The sequence below is a fragment of the Methanosarcina acetivorans C2A genome (genome assembly GCF_000007345.1).
Taxonomy (GTDB): domain Archaea; phylum Halobacteriota; class Methanosarcinia; order Methanosarcinales; family Methanosarcinaceae; genus Methanosarcina; species Methanosarcina acetivorans.
The window spans coordinates 1,105,645-1,121,743 of record NC_003552.1 but is presented as its reverse complement, the minus strand read 5'-3'; the positions used below and the strand labels follow the sequence as shown (position 1 = coordinate 1,121,743).

Annotated in this window: 15 protein-coding genes and 3 pseudogenes; 17 read left to right on the top strand and 1 reads right to left on the bottom strand. The window is 45.9% G+C overall.

The annotated features are described in order from the left end of the window. Positions 1-388: 388 nt before the first annotated feature. From cobD to MA_RS28045, 16 genes and pseudogenes are all read left to right on the top strand, one after another. The gene (gene cobD, locus MA_RS04895; protein ID WP_011020980.1) at positions 389-1,879 is read left to right on the top strand and encodes a threonine-phosphate decarboxylase CobD; all 1,491 of its coding nucleotides are present in this window, start codon (positions 389-391) and stop codon (positions 1,877-1,879) included. Then, the gene (locus tag MA_RS04890; protein WP_011020979.1) at positions 1,876-2,835 is read left to right on the top strand and encodes a cobalamin biosynthesis protein; all 960 of its coding nucleotides are present in this window, start codon (positions 1,876-1,878) and stop codon (positions 2,833-2,835) included. The genes cobD and MA_RS04890 overlap by 4 nt, the downstream gene beginning before the upstream one ends. A 288-nt stretch (positions 2,836-3,123) precedes the next feature. Further along, positions 3,124-3,666, top strand: coding sequence for an alpha-ribazole phosphatase CobZ (gene cobZ, locus MA_RS04880; RefSeq protein ID WP_048065005.1), 543 nt, complete (start codon positions 3,124-3,126; stop codon positions 3,664-3,666). Positions 3,667-3,683: 17 nt separating this feature from the next. Continuing rightward, on the top strand, positions 3,684-4,520 hold the full coding sequence (cobS, locus tag MA_RS04875) for an adenosylcobinamide-GDP ribazoletransferase (protein ID WP_011020977.1): 837 nt from the start codon (positions 3,684-3,686) through the stop codon (positions 4,518-4,520). Further along, the gene (locus MA_RS04870) at positions 4,505-5,116 is read left to right on the top strand and encodes an NTP transferase domain-containing protein (protein WP_011020976.1); all 612 of its coding nucleotides are present in this window, start codon (positions 4,505-4,507) and stop codon (positions 5,114-5,116) included. Before cobS ends, MA_RS04870 begins: the two co-directional genes overlap by 16 nt. Positions 5,117-5,161: 45 nt before the next feature. Then, the gene (locus tag MA_RS04865; RefSeq protein WP_011020975.1) at positions 5,162-5,869 is read left to right on the top strand and encodes an ABC transporter ATP-binding protein; all 708 of its coding nucleotides are present in this window, start codon (positions 5,162-5,164) and stop codon (positions 5,867-5,869) included. A 3-nt stretch (positions 5,870-5,872) separates the two neighbouring features. Further along, on the top strand, positions 5,873-6,835 hold the full coding sequence (locus tag MA_RS04860; protein ID WP_011020974.1) for a SufB/SufD family protein: 963 nt from the start codon (positions 5,873-5,875) through the stop codon (positions 6,833-6,835). Between the two features lie 118 nt (positions 6,836-6,953). Beyond that, positions 6,954-7,319, top strand: coding sequence for a hypothetical protein (locus tag MA_RS04855; RefSeq protein WP_226990763.1), 366 nt, complete (start codon positions 6,954-6,956; stop codon positions 7,317-7,319). A 269-nt stretch (positions 7,320-7,588) separates the two neighbouring features. Next, the gene (locus MA_RS04850) at positions 7,589-7,786 is read left to right on the top strand and encodes a hypothetical protein (RefSeq protein WP_048065004.1); all 198 of its coding nucleotides are present in this window, start codon (positions 7,589-7,591) and stop codon (positions 7,784-7,786) included. 2 nt (positions 7,787-7,788) lie between these two features. Beyond that, the gene (mtbC, locus tag MA_RS04845; protein ID WP_048065003.1) at positions 7,789-8,439 is read left to right on the top strand and encodes a dimethylamine corrinoid protein MtbC; all 651 of its coding nucleotides are present in this window, start codon (positions 7,789-7,791) and stop codon (positions 8,437-8,439) included. Positions 8,440-8,445: 6 nt separating this feature from the next. Further along, positions 8,446-9,852: pseudogene (gene mtbB / locus MA_RS04840) on the top strand ([dimethylamine--corrinoid protein] Co-methyltransferase). A gap of 589 nt (positions 9,853-10,441) precedes the next feature. Next, positions 10,442-11,929 (top strand): annotated as a pseudogene (mttB, locus tag MA_RS04830) ([trimethylamine--corrinoid protein] Co-methyltransferase). A gap of 20 nt (positions 11,930-11,949) precedes the next feature. Beyond that, the gene (locus tag MA_RS04820; RefSeq protein WP_011020969.1) at positions 11,950-12,603 is read left to right on the top strand and encodes a cobalamin B12-binding domain-containing protein; all 654 of its coding nucleotides are present in this window, start codon (positions 11,950-11,952) and stop codon (positions 12,601-12,603) included. 124 nt (positions 12,604-12,727) lie between these two features. Next, a pseudogene (locus tag MA_RS04815) lies at positions 12,728-13,770 on the top strand (EamA family transporter). A 3-nt stretch (positions 13,771-13,773) separates the two neighbouring features. Then, positions 13,774-14,070 carry a hypothetical protein gene (locus MA_RS04810; protein ID WP_011020966.1) on the top strand — a complete coding sequence of 99 codons (297 nt, stop codon included), beginning with the start codon at positions 13,774-13,776 and terminating at the stop codon, positions 14,068-14,070. A 15-nt stretch (positions 14,071-14,085) separates the two neighbouring features. After that, positions 14,086-14,235 carry a hypothetical protein gene (locus tag MA_RS28045; RefSeq protein ID WP_162829675.1) on the top strand — a complete coding sequence of 50 codons (150 nt, stop codon included), beginning with the start codon at positions 14,086-14,088 and terminating at the stop codon, positions 14,233-14,235. Between the two features lie 89 nt (positions 14,236-14,324). On the opposite strand, the gene MA_RS04805 is transcribed toward MA_RS28045, so the two are convergent. Then, the gene (locus MA_RS04805; protein ID WP_011020965.1) at positions 14,325-15,008 is read right to left on the bottom strand and encodes a DUF5591 domain-containing protein; all 684 of its coding nucleotides are present in this window, start codon (positions 15,006-15,008) and stop codon (positions 14,325-14,327) included. A 400-nt stretch (positions 15,009-15,408) separates the two neighbouring features. Between MA_RS04805 and MA_RS04800 the strand changes: the two genes are divergently transcribed. Beyond that, positions 15,409-15,810 carry a helix-turn-helix domain-containing protein gene (locus tag MA_RS04800; protein ID WP_011020964.1) on the top strand — a complete coding sequence of 134 codons (402 nt, stop codon included), beginning with the start codon at positions 15,409-15,411 and terminating at the stop codon, positions 15,808-15,810. Positions 15,811-16,099: the final 289 nt, after the last annotated feature.

Below are 16,099 nucleotides of genomic sequence, written 5' to 3'. Positions count from 1 at the left end.
GCCATATCTTAGGAAAAATCATTCTATACATTCCACAAACATAATATAAATTCTCGCAAATAGCCCGTATTCCTGTAGTTGTAAGAGATTTATTCCGCTTCTCTTCAGCTATCTGGATGGATTAGTTAAAAACAAGCTATTTTACTTTTTCGTTATTTGCCTTCCACAAATGAAAAATACAAACACAGATTGACAGATAAAAAAACCATATTCTGAAAGGCAGGAAATCATAAGAAATATATTTATTGAGTAAAATAAAGTAGAATGGATTCCAGAAGGCAGAGTTTTCGCAATCAAATAACCACAAAGCAAATAAAGGCAAGTTTGGACCGGCTAATATAATAAACAACTTAATATACAGGATTCACGCTAAATATTTGCGATCAACGTGTCAGAGCAAAGAAGTGTACCTTTAAGGGAGCATCTACTGGCCCTGAAGCCCTGCTTACATGGAGGGCTAATTCAGGCAACTTCGGAGATGTACGGGATCCCCGAAAACGAAATCCTCGACTTCAGTGCAAACTTTAACCCTCTTGGTAGTCCCTTTGACTATCCGAAAAGCGGGATAAACTTTGACAAAATAATTAGTGAGATTCGTGCGAAACTCCTGGAATACCCTGACAACAGGTATCTGGAGTTCAGGGAAGCTGCGGCCAGGTTTGTATGTCTGGGAGTAAAACCGCAGAATATTATTCCCGGCAACGGTTCAACGGAAATAATTAGGCTTGTAGTCGAATCTGTGGTCGAAAAAGGAGATAAGATCCTTTTACCCTGGCCCACTTTCGGAGAATATGAAATGCAGTGCCGGATCGCGGGAGCAGAACCGGTATACCCTGCGCAGGAAGAGGTAAATACACTTTCTGATGAGCTGCTGGAAGAAGCAAAGATCCTTTTTATCTGTAACCCGAACAACCCCACAGGAAAACTCCGCAGTAGAGAAGAGCTTAAAGTCCTTGCCGAACGCTGCAGAGAACATAAAACTCTTCTTTATGTTGACGAAGCTTTCATCGAGCTTGCAGACCCATCACAGAGCGTTGCAGACCTTCCTGCAGACAATGACTACGTTTTTGTCATGCGCTCCCTTACAAAGGCCTTTGCAATTCCCGGCATAAGGATGGGCTTCGGGATAGCATCTCCTGCTATGGCTGAAATCCTGAATACAGCAAGGCTGTCCTGGAACCTCGGAGCTATCGCAAATGCTACCGGAGTAGCATTTTTGAATATCGAAGGCGGGATTGACAGCCCATACCTGAAAAAAGCCAGGGAAATGATCCAGAAAGAAGGCGAAACACTCAAAGCCAAAATTGACAGGATAAGGGGCCTTGAAGCCGGGGAAGTGAATGTTAACTTCATCTTTGTCGATATAAGTAAGTTCATGCTTAACTCAAGTGAGCTGGCTGAAAGGCTTGCAGCCAAGGGTGTCCTTATCCGGGACTGCGTCTCTTTCCACGGCCTTGGTAAAAAGTACATAAGGGTTGCTGTCAGGACCGAAAAAGAAAATGACCGGCTCATTGCTGCACTCGGGGAAGTTATCACCGAATGGGGCAGGGAACAGGCAAAGAACGAACTGAAGCACGTGATAGAAAAGGCCAGTGAAGAAGGTATAGGAGGCAGGAAGACCTGCGAATATTACCCCTGCCATTTTGAAGGCCAGAACTGCACCTTCTGCTTCTGCCCGTTTTATCCCTGTGGAAACGAGAAAACCGGGGGAAAATGGATCCAGAGCTCAAGAGGCGGCAAAGTGTGGAGCTGTGTTGACTGTCACCTTGTCCATAAAAAGGAAATTGCCCAGAAGATTCTTGACTGCCTTATGCAGGAAGGAGACACGGACGAACTTGTAAAAGTAGCCTGGAAAAAAGTGATGGAGCCTATCTTATGATCATCCCGGACAGCGGGCACCTTGCGCTGGTACTCCTGCTTGCCGCAGGCATAGACATCATTTTCGGAGAACCCCCCGCTGCTGTTCATCCCGTTGTCTGGATAGGAAAATTAATCAATATTTTGAAAAATGCAGCCCCGAAAACCCACAGGAAACTTTACGGCACTGCAATGGCTCTTTGCTGCGTTTTCTTTGCGTCTTTTCTGGGTTATTCCATCCTCTATATTACAGCCCTTCCGGGAATCCCTGGTTTTTTAGCTCTCCTGATAGAAGCTTACTTCCTGAAAGCCACCTTTGCAATCAACTGTCTGCTGAGCCCTGCAAGAGAGATCTATAAACATCTTGAAGAAAACCAGCTGGAGAAAGTCAGGGAACTTCTTCCGATCTATGTAAGCCGGAACACCTCCAAACTGACAAAAAACCAGATGTCTTCGGCAGTTGTGGAGTCTGTATCGGAAAACTATGTGGACGGCATATTGAGTCCGATTTTCTACTACGCCCTTTTCGGAGAATTCGGGCTTGTGGCTGCCTACGCCTTTAAAGCCATAAGTACCCTTGACTCAATGGTAGGGTATAAAACCGAGCCTTACAGGGAACTCGGATACTTTTCAGCAAAGTCCGATGATGTATTGAACTGGATCCCTGCGCGGATTTCAGTTATCTTTATCCTTGCTGCAGCCATTACAGTATCCTTATTCCCCAGAAAAGGGAGAAAAATCAATCCCTTCGACAGCGTAAAAACTGCTCTCGCAGACGGGATGAAGACCCCGTCCCCCAATTCAGGCTATCCTATGGCTGCTACTGCAGGAGCTCTTGGAGTCAAACTAGAAAAACCTGACACCTATGTGCTGGGAGCCTCTTACCCGCAAACCGAAGTAAAAGATATAAAAAGGGTATCCCAATTAATAGCAATTGCCTCAGGGTTTTCACTTGTTGCTTTTGTGGCAGTGATCTAGATCACGGGAATTTACCTGTGACCTGATGTACCTTTGTGATCTGATTTACCCTCATATGAGGACACACTAATTTACGGAATTTCGATCAATTAGGATATGTGGAAGTCCGGATTCTGAACGGCCGAATATGTCCGGCAAGTGATGCCGGAAGCAGTAAAACCCATCGGGTTGATCGGCATAAAAGCTTAAACCCTGTTTGTCATTTAAGCTTAACCATTTAAAGATGAACCGCCAAAATAATTTAAGAAAGCCAACCATATACATTTTAATAACCCCGGAGTGATCAGTATGAAGTTATCCGATATTGAGGAAAAGGACCTGAAAGAAGGGCAACCTGAAAAAGTAGAGGGAAAAGCTACCGTTGATATCCTTGATGTCCTGGCTGAAGAAGGCATAAGCGTCCAGGACCTTGCGGACACGGCTCTCGAAATGTACGTCCCTCACCCGGGGCTTGAGACAAGGGAAAAAGCCGAAGCCCTGTTTAAAAGAGAACTCAAATTCGCTCTTTCGGATCCGAACCTCTGTCTCCTGATTTATTCCGGAATTCTGCTGGAGAGAGAAGGCAGAGCCGGAAACCTTCCGAACCTCAGCAAAAGTTCCTATGAAAAAGACCTGAGTTTCATAATTGCAGACGAAGTGCTCGGCAACAGCATCGCAAACTATATCAGCGGCTCTAAAGGGACATTCGAGTTTGTCAGGTATGACAAAATAAAACCCGGGATCCTTGCAAACCTGGGGCCTTTCATGGACGACGTGATCGGAGGGCTTATCGGAGGGGTCTCCTCCAATATGTATTCAAGAGGTATGGCAGAGTTTGAGGGGAAAGACTGAAAGACAGGCGGGAAATAATGAATTCATATTTACTTGCGTTTAAGTCGGGTTTTGGTTTCCTTACCACGATTCCTGTAGGAATCAGTATGGAAGGGATCGACGAACTCATGAAAAAGATCTACTTCTACCCTGTCGTGGGAGCCGTACTCGGGCTTCTCATAGGGGCAATTGCATACATAGGGCAGTTGATTTTCCCGGATCCCGTCCTGGCAGCTCTTATCATGGGGTCCGTGTATTACTTTACAGGCTTTAACCACCTTGACGGGGTCACTGATATGGGAGACGGCTTTATGGCCCACGGGTCCCATGAGAAAAAAATCAAGGCTTTAAAAGACACAACCCTCGGGACAGGAGGAGTTGCTTTCGGCATGCTTGTGCTGCTCGCCTTTTACGGATCCATAAGATCGATCCAGGACGAAGGCATTAATGTTTTTGGTTCCAATCTTCCGCTTCTTATGTTCGCATCCATGTTTATAGCGGAAGTCAGCGCCAAGCAGTCTATGTTAACAATTGCAGCTTTTGGAAAACCGCTCCCAAGGCCGGAAAATCAGGCATATCCTGGCCTTGGGGAAATGACAATAAACGGAGCAACCCGGAAAAATTTCCTGATAGGATTTATTTTCGGAGCGTTTGTATGCTTCCTGCCCTTCGGACTGATAGGGCTGATTCCCTACCTGGCAGCATGCATCTCGGCTCTCGTACTCCTTAACAGGAGTTATGCCCACTTTGGAGGCCTGAACGGCGACGGAATCGGAACGGCTAACGAGATTGGAAGGATAACTGCCCTGATAATTATTGCAGTTACCCTCGAACTTTCATTAAATACTGGAGGTCTGGAATGGACGCTATTGTAATGGCAGGAGGGTTCGGACAGAGGCTTGGGATGGGGGAAAAGCCCTGCGTAGAACTGCTCGGAAAGCCACTCATTACCTATGTGATTGATACCCTTAGATCAACAAAAAGTATAGACAAAGTTTTCGTAGCGGTCTCCCCTGTTACCCCGAAGACCGAAATCATGATTCAGGAACGCTACAAAGGCGAGGTCCAGGTAATAAGGACCTTTGGCGGGAACTATGTAGGGGACATGATTCATGCAGTGGAGACTTCGGCAACGACGGGTCCCGTAATGATAATCATGTCAGACCTGCCCCTGATCAACTCCGAGCTTATTGATTCGGTAATCGAGAAATACAGGGAAGAAGGAAAGCCGGCACTCTCCGTTTATGTCCCGATCAATGTCTGCAAGGGAGCAGGAACCAAACCGGATACCGTATTTCACAAGGATGGAAAACTTATCGTGCCTGTGGGAATAAATATCCTTGACAGTTCACAAATCCGAAACGAACAGGAAGACTTTAATCTGATACTTGATAATCCCAGACTAGCAATAAACATAAATACCGTTAAAGACCTGCAGCGCTGCAAGGATTTGCTGCAGTGCTCAAACTAAAATTTGCTAGAGGTGTCATAAATTCTATCCTTAAAAAACCTGATATTGAGCCGTGATGGAAAAAAAATTCTGCGTGGAGTCAACCTGGAAGTAGGAGACCGTGAAATCCACAGCATCATCGGCGCAAATGGCGCAGGGAAAAGTACACTTGCCTACACCCTGATGGGGCTCCAGGGTTATGAGCATGAAGAAGGCGACATCATTTTTGACGGAGAAGATGTTGCAGTACTTTCAATAACCGAACGCGCAAGAAAAGGCATAACCCTTGCATGGCAGGAACCCGCCCGCTTTGAAGGGCTGAAGGTAAGGGATTACCTTGCAATCGGGGCAAGAGATAATGGCGGCATTACGGAAGAAGAGATAAAAGAAGCCCTCAGGAAAGTTGACCTGAAACCTGAAAAATACCTTGACAGAGAAGTAGGCGAGGCATTAAGCGGGGGCGAAAGAAAGCGAATAGAGCTTGCCTCCATCATTACCATGAAACCGAAACTTGCAATCCTTGATGAGCCGGATTCCGGAATTGACGTGGTCTCCTTAAAAGAAATCATTTCCCTGATCCGGACATTCAAAGAAAACGGCTCTTCAGTACTAGTTATTACGCACAGGGAAGAAATTGCTGCCGCCTCGGATAAAGCATCCCTGATGTGCGAAGGGGTAATCCTCAGGAGCGGGGATCCCATAGAGATTAGTGAATTTTTCAAAAACAGATGCATACCCTGTGACAGCCGGGTATCACCGCCGAAGGTGGTCTGAAAAATGACTCAGATTACATTGAATGCACTTTCCAGAGAAACAGAAGACATAACTGCAGCTTATACAGCAGCCGGAGGAGACGCTGCAGTCCTGCATAACCACGGACTTTCAAGCCTTGTGGTAAGCGGGAACAAAGTGCTCAGCGCAAATGCAACCGAAGGCATAGTGCTTGAGAAAAAAGAGACCGAAAATGGCGTGGACATCAAATTGACCATCAAAAAAGGATACAAAATTCCACTGCCTGTCCACCTCTGCTTCGGACTGGTCCCTAAAGACGGGCTCCAGGAGATCAAAATGGACTTCGTAGCCGAAGAAGATTCGGCTGTGGAACTTATCGCCCACTGCACCTTCCCGAACGCTGAAAAGGTAATTCACAAAATGGATGCTGAGATGCTTATCGGAAAGAACGCATCCCTGAAATACACCGAGACCCATTTCCACGGGCCCCACGGAGGAATTCAGGTGCTTCCGAAAGCCCATATAATGATTGAGGAAGGGGGCAGATACTACACGAACTTTTCCCTAATTTCCGGAAGGGTAGGGTACCTGGAATTCGATTACAGTGTGGACGCCGAAAAAGATTCGATCTGCGAGATGGTCACCAAGGTCTACGGAAAAGCGGACGACAAAATAAAAATCCTTGAAAGGATCGCTCTTAATGGAGAAAACGCACGCAGTGTCATAAAAAGCCGGATTGCCATAACCGACAACGCAGAGTCCGTATTCAGGGGAATAACCGAAGGACATGCCCCGAGAGCCCGCGGACACGTTGACTGCATGGAGGTCATCCAGGGCGATGCAAAAGCTGAAGCCGTACCGATTGTCCGGGTGGACAATCCTCTTGCCAAGGTTACGCATGAAGCTGCTATCGGCTGTGTGGACAAAAAGGAAGTGGAAACCCTGATGGCTCGCGGGCTTGAAGAAGACGATGCAATAGACATCATAGTAAAGGGAATGCTGGCTTAAAACCTGGCATTCTATTCCTTTTATATTCTGACCAGGCATTCTGTAATGGAGTTTTCAGCTGGTCAGACAACTTATCAGGAAAATTTAGAGATCTAAACAATGGATGGAGGTGGAAAGTGTGGGTGACGAAATAATCGTCTCTGAGAAAAGGTATTCGGAAAGAAACATGCAGCTCATTACCGGAAAAAAGGACATCAGTTCGCATACGATGGATATTCCCGAAGAAATGTTGATTTTAAGCGAAGTAATCGAAGACCCGAGAAAACTTCCTTACCTGCTTGAAACCTTTTATACTGCGCAGATAAAAAACGAAAAAGCCTTTCATTTTGCCCTGCTCAGGGTCCAGGTCGATTCGGATATAAGGATGCATGAAGACATCCAGAAATACCAGCAAAGAAAATACGTAGCCGAAACCCTTGAGAAACTGCTCTATGGAGAACTTATGCTTTCAGTCGGAGAAAACTCCGGGCTTGATGACAACTGAACTGGCTGCAGGTAAGACTTACTTATTTTACCAATTTTTGCAGATTTCTTGCCGGGAATGTAGTCAATATTAAGCAGCCTGGTACACCTTTCAGAAACTTATTCTATCCAGAACCTTACGGATGTATATTTTGTTCCCCGACTTTATTTAAAATCCCGACTTTATTTAAAATCCCGGTTTTTCTTTCCCTACATAAGGCACTCTTTTCCAGAAATAAAAGTATATAAATGGTTTTTTTAAATGAAATTAATATATTTAAATAAAAGACATTGGATAGGGAGAATCTATCCGGAAAAATAAGATATCTTACAGGCTCCCAAGGAAACCACTCAAGAGGAGCAGATCGGACTTTTCCGGAGATTTACTTTCCCGAAAAAAGGGTTTTATTTTATAAAAAAGAGACAGGGGGGCTTTCAACACAAAGTATTTTTCCTGTTCTCAGACATGACTTTGGAAATGGGGGTTGAGAATGGCAAGCAAAGAAGAGCTACTTCAGGAACTTTCGGATGCAATAGTTTCCTGTAAAAAGGACAGGGTGATTGCGGCCGTAGAAAAGGCAAAAGAAGTCATGGAGCCTGCAGAGATAATTGAAAAGGGGCTTGCTGCAGGGATGAATCAGGTAGGCACGTTGTTTGAGAGAGGAAAACTTTTCCTGCCGCATGTAATGATGGCAGCCGATTCCATGACTGCCGGAGTCAACATCCTTGAAGCCGAAATGCCTGCAGGAACCGAGACAAAAAAATTGGGAGTTATCGTAAACGGGACGGTTGAAGGAGACGTGCACGACATAGGCAAATCAATTGTCTCAACCATGCTCCAGTCCGCAGGGTTTGAAGTCCACGACATAGGCAGGGATGTCCCGATCAAAAACTTTGTAGAAAAGGCAAAGGAAGTCAATGCAGATATGATAGGGCTTTCAGCCCTGATGACCACTACCATGCAGGGGCAAAGGGACGTCATAGAACTTCTCAAAGAAGAAGGAATGAGGGAGAGAGTAAAAGTGATGGTGGGGGGAGCTCCTGCAACCCAGGCCTGGGCTGACAAGATAGGAGCGGACTGCTACGCTGAAAATGCCAGTGAAGCTGTGGCAAAAGCAAAAGAACTGCTTCTTGGGAAGTGAAAAGATATGGCAACCGAATATGCTTTACGAATGGGAGACGGGAAGAGGATCTTCCTTACAAAAGAAAAGATCAGGGAGGAACTTGAGGCAGGTGCAGCCAATGCAGCAGACCTGGGGGAAATCCCTGCATTGAGCGGGGATGAGATTGACAGACTTGCAGAAATCCTCATGATGCCCGGAAAGGCTGTCAGTGTTGAACAGGGGATGGAAGTGCCGGTTACTCATGATATAGGCACGATCCGGCTTGACGGAGATCAGGGCAACAGTGGGGTTGGAATTCCATCCAGCAGGCTTGTTGGCTGCATGATGCACGAGCGGGCATTTGGCGCTGACACAATGGAGCTCGGTCACATCGACTACAGTTTCAAACCGGTAAAACCCGTGGTCTCAAATGAGTGCCAGGCGATGGAAGTCTGCCAGCAGAACATGATCATCCCGCTCTTCTATGGGGCAATGCCCAACATGGGGCTATACTACACCCCTGACGGGCCCTTTGAAAATCCGGGTGACCTCATGAAAGCTTTCAAGATCCAGGAAGCCTGGGAATCAATGGAGCACGCAGCCGACCACCTTACAAGGGATACAGTCTGGATAATGCAGAAACTCTTTGCCTCGGGGGCAGACGGTGTCAATTTTGACACAACTGCTGCAGCAGGGGATGGAGACTTTTACGGGACCCTGCATGCGGTTGAAGCCCTCAGGAAGGAATTTCCGGCTATGCACATCGAAGTAGGGATGGCAGGTGAGATGGTGCTCGGGATGCATGGAAACCTGCAGTATGAAGGGGTAACCCTTGCAGGACTCTGGCCCCATCAGCAGGCATCCCTAGTAGCAAAAGCCGGAGCAAACGTTTTCGGCCCTGTTGTAAACACGAATACAAGCAAAACTTCCCCATGGAATCTTGCAAGGGCGGTGACTTTCATAAAAGAAGCCGTAAAGGTCTCTTCCCTGCCCTGCCATGTTGACATGGGTATGGGAGTCGGCGGAATTCCAATGCTTGAAACACCTCCGATTGATGCCGTTACTCGGGCAAGCAAGGCGATGGTCGAAGTTGCCGGCGTAGACGGCATATAGATCGGGGTCGGCGACCCTCTGGGTATGCCGATTTCCCACATAATGGCCTCAGGTATGACCGGGATCAGAGCAGCCGGCGATCTTGTTGCAAGGATGCAGTTCTCAAAGAACATGAGAATCAAAGAAGCAAAAAAGTACGTGGCAAAGAAGCTCGATGTGGATGTAATGGACCTCGCAGACGAGCACGTTATGCGCGAACTCAGGGAAGAGCTCGACATCGGCGTGATCACCTCAGTTCCGGGGGCTGCAAAGGGTATTGCCGCAAAAATGAATATAGAAAAACTGCTCGATGTCAGGATAAACTCCTGCGAGCTTTTCAGAAAACAAACAGGAAGATAAGCCGAGACCAATAAAAAAATTAAAAGTGTAGAGAAAGGCTGCAAGAGTAATAAAAGGAACCGTAGGTAAAATAAGAAAGGATTGTCGGGAAAATATATATACAGAAATATTAAAACTAAAATAACCAGAATACTATAAAAAAGATTGAGAAAAAGTCAACCTCCAGGGGGGCATTCCGGAAAAAGGATGATATTCCCTTAGAAAAGGTAAAAAATTTCCGGAAATCGAAAAAGAAATGGTTGGCACATAAAAATTCTCAGTGAAAAAAAAGCAGAGACGCTAAAGAGAAGAATGTACTTTGGAGTGAAAAGGGAAAAAGTACAGGCTTTAAGAAAGTGGGGAGAAGAATACGGAGGGTTATCTCTTTTAGATTCCACCTGCTAACAAGAGGCAGGAGTTTAAAAGATGAAGTGGTTTTTGAGATTGATTTTGTGGCTGTTCCCATGAAAAATCTTTTTAATTTTCATGGAAAGACCCGATCTTTTCTTCATAGCCTCTGCCTCCTGAACTGAAGATAAAAACGGATTTGCCCCGAGTAAGCTGAGAAGCAAAGCAAACCGGAAAATATCCAGGAAAAAGGAGATAGAGAATGGCGCAAAATAATGCAGTTGCAGGATTTAGTTCCCTTCAGGGAGTGGAATTAAACCTTTTTACCATTGACGAACTCAAAGCGATTCACTATGCCACAATGGAAGTTCTGATGAACCCCGGAGTTCAGGTCTCTGACCCTGAAGCCAGGCAGATCTTCAAGGAAAACGGCTGTGAAGTCGACGAAAAAACCAATGTTGTAAAGATCCCCGAATATCTCGTAAGAAGAGCTCTCCAGCTCGCACCATCGAGGTTTGTTCTCTGGGGCAGGGACAAAAAGTACAACACCGTCCAGGAAGCCGGCGGAAAAGTCCACTGGACCTGTTTCGGCACAGGGGTTAAGATGTGTAAGTACCAGAGCGGCAAATACGTAACTGTTGATTCCGTAGAACAGGACATTGCAGACATTGCAAAGCTCTGTGACTGGACTGAAAACATCGACTACTTTTCTCTTCCGGTATCTGCGAGGGATTGGGCCGGAAAAGGTGCGCAGGACGTGCATGAGACCCTTACGCCGATAGCAAATACTGCAAAACACTACCATCATATTGATCCCGTGGGAGAGAATGTCGAATACTACCGGGACATTGTGAAAGCTTACTATGGCGGAGATGAGGAGGAAGCCAGGAAAAAACCGATCTTTTCCATGCTGCTCTGCCCGACCAGCCCGCTCGAGCTCAGCGTTAATGCATGCCAGGTCATTATCAAGGGTGCACGTTTCGGAATGCCTGTAAATGTCCTGAGTATGGCAATGTCCGGAGGGTCCTCACCTGTTTACCTTGCAGGGACCCTTGTGACCCATAATGCCGAAGTCCTCTCCGGAATTGTGCTTGCCCAGCTTACCGTCCCCGGAGCAAAAGTCTGGTACGGAAGCTCTACCACAACCTTTGACCTGAAGAAAGGGACTGCCCCCGTAGGGTCTCCAGAACTTGGCCTGATCAGCGCTGCAGTTGCCAAGCTTGCCCAGTTCTATGGGCTTCCGTCCTACGTGGCGGGCACCTAGGCTGACGCCAAGATCCCGGATAACCAGACAGGACACGAAAAGACAATGACCTGCTTCCTGCCTGCCCTTGCCGGTGCCAACACCATCTATGGCGCCGGGATGCTTGAGCTTGGAATGACATTCTCAATGGAACAGCTGGTAATCGACAACGATATCATCAAAATGGTAAAGAAAGCGATGCAGGGGATAGAGGTCTCGCCTGAAACCCTTGCAGTAGATTCCATCCAGAAGGTAGGAATAGGAAATAATTTCCTCGCCCTCAAACAGACCAGGCTGCTGGTTAACTATCCGTCCGATCCCATGCTTATTGACCGGAGGATGTACGGGGACTGGGCTGCATCCGGTTCCAAAGACCTTGCAGCCGTGGCAAACGAAAAGGTTACGGATGTGCTGAAACATCATGAGGTCCCGCCAATAGATACGGATATCCTCAAGGACATGCAGGCAATTGTGGACAGGGCTGATAAAGCCTTTAAGGAGAGTTAAACAAATCGGGGGGGTTAAAAATGGCAGGCAAAGAAGAAATTATTGCAAAAGCAAAAGATTCGATTACCGAGTTTGACGAGGAAATGGCACAGGAAGCTGCAAACGAAGCCCTTGTAGCAGGATTAGACCCCGTGGAAATCATCGAACACGGATACACCGCAGGCATGCAGTACGTGGGGGACCAGTTCGAGCAGGGAACCCTTTTCCTGCCCCATGTGCTTGCAGCCGCAGAAGCGATGAAAGCGGGAATCGAAGTCCTGCAGCCCGAAATGGAGAAGCGCAAGGCCAAAACCACAACTCTCGGAACTGTTATTATCGGGACCATTGAAGGAGACATCCATTCCATAGGAAAGGACATTGTTGCCTCGATGCTCAATATTGCAGGTTTTGAGGTCGTGGACCTCGGGAGAGATGTCGCGATAAAAACCTTCGTTGAAAAGGCAAAGGAACTCAAGCCTGATATTGTTGCAACTTCCGCCCTTATGACCACAACTATGGTCAACCAGATCCAGCTAGAAGAACAGCTGAAAGAAGCAGGGATCCGCGGACAGGTCAAAACCATGGTCGGAGGCGCACCTGTCACTCAGGGCTGGGCTGATAAAATAGGGGCAGATATCTATGGAGAAAGTGCAACCGATGCCGTAAACAAGATAAAAGCAGCCATTAAAAGCTAAAAGACTGTGCAAAAAGACAGGGGGCAGGGGACGTCAGAATGGAGCTTTAAGAAAAATCAGAGCTCCTTTCTGTTCCTCTTGGTTACTTTTCTGGAATTTGAATGAAAAAAAGGAGGATTTAACCTTGGACCTGAAAGCTTTGAAAGAACAGGAAAGCAGGAAGAGAATCAGTAAAGGGTATATGTGGGCTCTTTTCTGCGCTGTGTTCTGGGGGATCTGGTATCTGCCAGGAACTGTAATATGGGTGCTGAATCCTTTTGACTGTTCGGAGCAATTGCGGAAACAAACGGAGATGGGGTCTCTCTTGTAGTTACTGCGGCTTTGATAACCGCATTTAATGCGCTCACGGTCATGCTTGCACTTATACTCTGGAACGGAGTACTGCAAAAATTCGGGGAGCTTTCCCGGACTCTTAAGGAGTTCAATCCCTGTTCCAAATGGTTCTTCCTTGCTTCTATCTTCGGAGGACCGATTGCAATTCTCGGATCTTTTATGGCTATGGGATTCATAGGAGGAGCATTTGCAGCCGTGGCGGCTCTCCTTTACCCGGTAATAGGGTCCGTGCTTGCTTACTACTGGTATGGAGAGAAAATCACTAAAAGGGCAGCTACGGGGATTATTGTAATTATCCTTGGCGGAATTACCATCTTCGGAGGCGGACTGGTTACCGAACTTGGAGCAGGGGAAGTTCCCTGGATAGGATACCTGGGCGGGCTTATGGCTGCTGTCGGCTGGGGAATAGAAGGGGCTATCGCAGGCAAAGGGCTTGATATTTCCGAGCCGGACGTGGGCCTGACTCTGCGTTTCCTTGGAGAAAACATAATCTGGTGGATAATTATTGTGCCTGTTCTGGCAATTATCGGCTTCCCGATGTATTCTTATGCAATTCAGGTTTTCGAACCCCTTGCCCTTCTGGTCCTGATCTTTGCAGGGATCACCTTCGGATTCTGTTATGTTTCCTGGTATAAGTCCTTCCCTCTAATAGGAGTGGGGAGAGGGCAGGGAATAGGAAACCTCTATGGATTTTTTGCAGTCATCTTTATTTTCCTATTCTTCGGGGATGTCCCCCAGTGGACAATTCTCCTTGGAGGCACACTCTGCATCATAGGGAGTTTTGTAATGTTCACGGAAGAGGCTACGGAAATCGAAACCCTCAGAGGAGGATGAAAAATGGGCACAAACCGTCCAATAAAATTCAGGATACTGGAGCTTTTCCTGGATGGAGAAGAACACTGGAACTATGAAATCGTTTCAAAAATTCAGGAAGAGTATAATATGCATGGAAACTACGGCCGGGACAGTATCAACTTCGATATTATCGAGCTTGCTTCAGGAGGGATGCTGAAAGACCTGGAACAGAAAGTCGATGAAGAGGGAATCTATAAAAAAGGTTTCCTGCTGCACAAATATGTGATTACGGACTTCGGGAAGGTCCGGGGATCGGACGCCTGCATAAGGTACGTATAAGAGGAAGGAAAAAATATGGTACAATCTATAGCTGCTATGGAAGCTTACAATGCATACTGGGCTACTTCCTTTATCCCGGCCGCGGACATAATGTGGATGGTTCTCATCCTGATTCTTGCAGTTATTGCCCTCTGGCAGGCAAGAACCTTTGTCTCTCAATTCTGAAGAGATCAGAGGAATTTGAAAACGGCGGAATTCGAAATAAGCAGATTCGAAATTGGTGAAAGGCGAAACTGGTAAAAGGCGAAACAGGATTACAGGACATACCAGTCAGTGTCGTCCACGGAAAGGTCTTCCTTTAAGCCTACTTCCCGCCTGGGAAGCCCGAAAGCGTCAGTAATTGCATCGGAGAAGTCCTGCAGGTACTCTTTAGAGGAGAGGCTGTTGTAAATGAAAGGTTTATTGGGCTGGATCATCCTCTGAATGGTTGATTCTCTCGGGACAATATCCACTTTTATGTCGACCATTTCCAGGGCTTTTTCCATTGCAGTCCGGAAATCCCCGATACAGTAGGCTATCCTGTGCCTGTAGTTTGCCCTTGTCTTTTCGAGATAGGCAGCAATCCTTTCACTTTCGATTTTTATGAAATCTCTCTTGATCTTCGTTACATTACATTTACCCATCATGAAAGTGTAGTGCATGAAAGGGTACTCGGTATCAAGTTCCCTGGGGGCAATCCCACAGGTCCCGAAGGTCACTATATGTACGTCTTCGGGTTTTACGAGCCCGAAAATTATCCGGTCAAATTTTTTATGGGAAGGACTTTCATGGTAAGGCTTTCTCTTGGCGCAAGGAACGAAAATACATATCTCTCTGAAAGGGGCTTCATACTCATTGATAACCCATTCATTGGCTTTTATCATATCAGGATGGTAAATTATTCTCTCGGAATCAAGAGGCTCTTTGGAACGTTCATCTTCAGGGATAATGGGCTTCATAAGACCTCAGAGCCTATTGAGTCAGGAAATTATATATATAATTAACTAAGCAGATTTCCCTTAGAGTCGATATTTTTTTGAAAACAGCCAGAAAGGATATAATGGAATATTTAGCAAATATACTTAACAGATATTACCGGACAAAAATAATGGAGTTTAAGAGAGATAAATAAGTTTATAAATATATTCACCAATATTGATAGTAAAATAACACATAATTATATTCTACACAAATGGGAAATATGCTTTTAAATAGCAGATTCGGAAACCGGTAAAGGGTTTTCTTTTTTATGAGCATCCTCAATCCGCCTTAGAAAATTTCTGAACATGCAAGCCGGTATCTTCAAAGCTCAAAAGAAATTTTAAAAAATAGGGCAAACCGTCACCAAATAGTGGTTTTATGGCGAATTCTATTCACGAGATGATCAGAGCAAGCTTCAGGTGCGAGGACATGGTAAAATGTGTACTCGGGCTGAAGTCCCTTGACATCGATGCATACAAGGCTCTACTTATGCATGGTCCCCTGACCGCAGAAAAATTGGGAGAGATCCTCAACAGGGAAAGGAGCACTGCATACCGTTCCCTGCAGAACCTTATAGCCTGTGGAATAGTTTACAGGGAAACACGATCCATCGACAGTGGGGGTTACTACTACGAATATGTAGCTATCGAGCCCCAGGAAATGAAACAGATGGTAAAGAAAAACGTTGACGAATGGTACAGCCAGATGAACGAGCTGATCGAAAAAATGGATGACAAAGTAAGCGCTCTCGTCATGCGTATGGACGATGAAGAAAGCTGAATTAAAAAAACTCAAAGTACATATTCAAAGCACAAATTCAAAATAAAACTCAAAGAAAAAAGTCAAGGTAAAAATCACAGCAAGAAGTTAAAGTAGGAAACAGGGTAAAAAGTCAAAGTAGAAACAGGGTAAAAAGTCAAAGTAGGAAACAGGGCAAAAAGTCAAAGTAGAAACAGGGTAAAAAGTCAAAGTAGAAACAGGGTAAAAAGTCAAAGTAGGAAACAGGGTAAAAAGTCAAAGTAGAAACAGGGTAAAAAGTCAAAGTAGGAAACAGGGTAAAAAGTCAAAG

What these genes read in the sequence shown, in the direction of transcription:
- MA_RS04890 (WP_011020979.1), top strand. Translation starts at nt 1,876, where the DNA reads ATGATCATCCCGGACAGCGGGCACCTTGCGCTGGTACTCCTGCTTGCC.
- cobZ (WP_048065005.1), top strand. Translation starts at nt 3,124, where the DNA reads ATGAAGTTATCCGATATTGAGGAAAAGGACCTGAAAGAAGGGCAACCT.
- cobS (WP_011020977.1), top strand. Translation starts at nt 3,684, where the DNA reads ATGAATTCATATTTACTTGCGTTTAAGTCGGGTTTTGGTTTCCTTACC.
- MA_RS04870 (WP_011020976.1), top strand. Translation starts at nt 4,505, where the DNA reads ATGGACGCTATTGTAATGGCAGGAGGGTTCGGACAGAGGCTTGGGATG.
- MA_RS04860 (WP_011020974.1), top strand. Translation starts at nt 5,873, where the DNA reads ATGACTCAGATTACATTGAATGCACTTTCCAGAGAAACAGAAGACATA.
- mtbC (WP_048065003.1), top strand. Translation starts at nt 7,789, where the DNA reads ATGGCAAGCAAAGAAGAGCTACTTCAGGAACTTTCGGATGCAATAGTT.
- MA_RS04820 (WP_011020969.1), top strand. Translation starts at nt 11,950, where the DNA reads ATGGCAGGCAAAGAAGAAATTATTGCAAAAGCAAAAGATTCGATTACC.
- MA_RS04810 (WP_011020966.1), top strand. Translation starts at nt 13,774, where the DNA reads ATGGGCACAAACCGTCCAATAAAATTCAGGATACTGGAGCTTTTCCTG.
- MA_RS28045 (WP_162829675.1), top strand. Translation starts at nt 14,086, where the DNA reads ATGGTACAATCTATAGCTGCTATGGAAGCTTACAATGCATACTGGGCT.
- MA_RS04805 (WP_011020965.1), bottom strand. Translation starts at nt 15,008, where the DNA reads ATGAAGCCCATTATCCCTGAAGATGAACGTTCCAAAGAGCCTCTTGAT.
- MA_RS04800 (WP_011020964.1), top strand. Translation starts at nt 15,409, where the DNA reads ATGGCGAATTCTATTCACGAGATGATCAGAGCAAGCTTCAGGTGCGAG.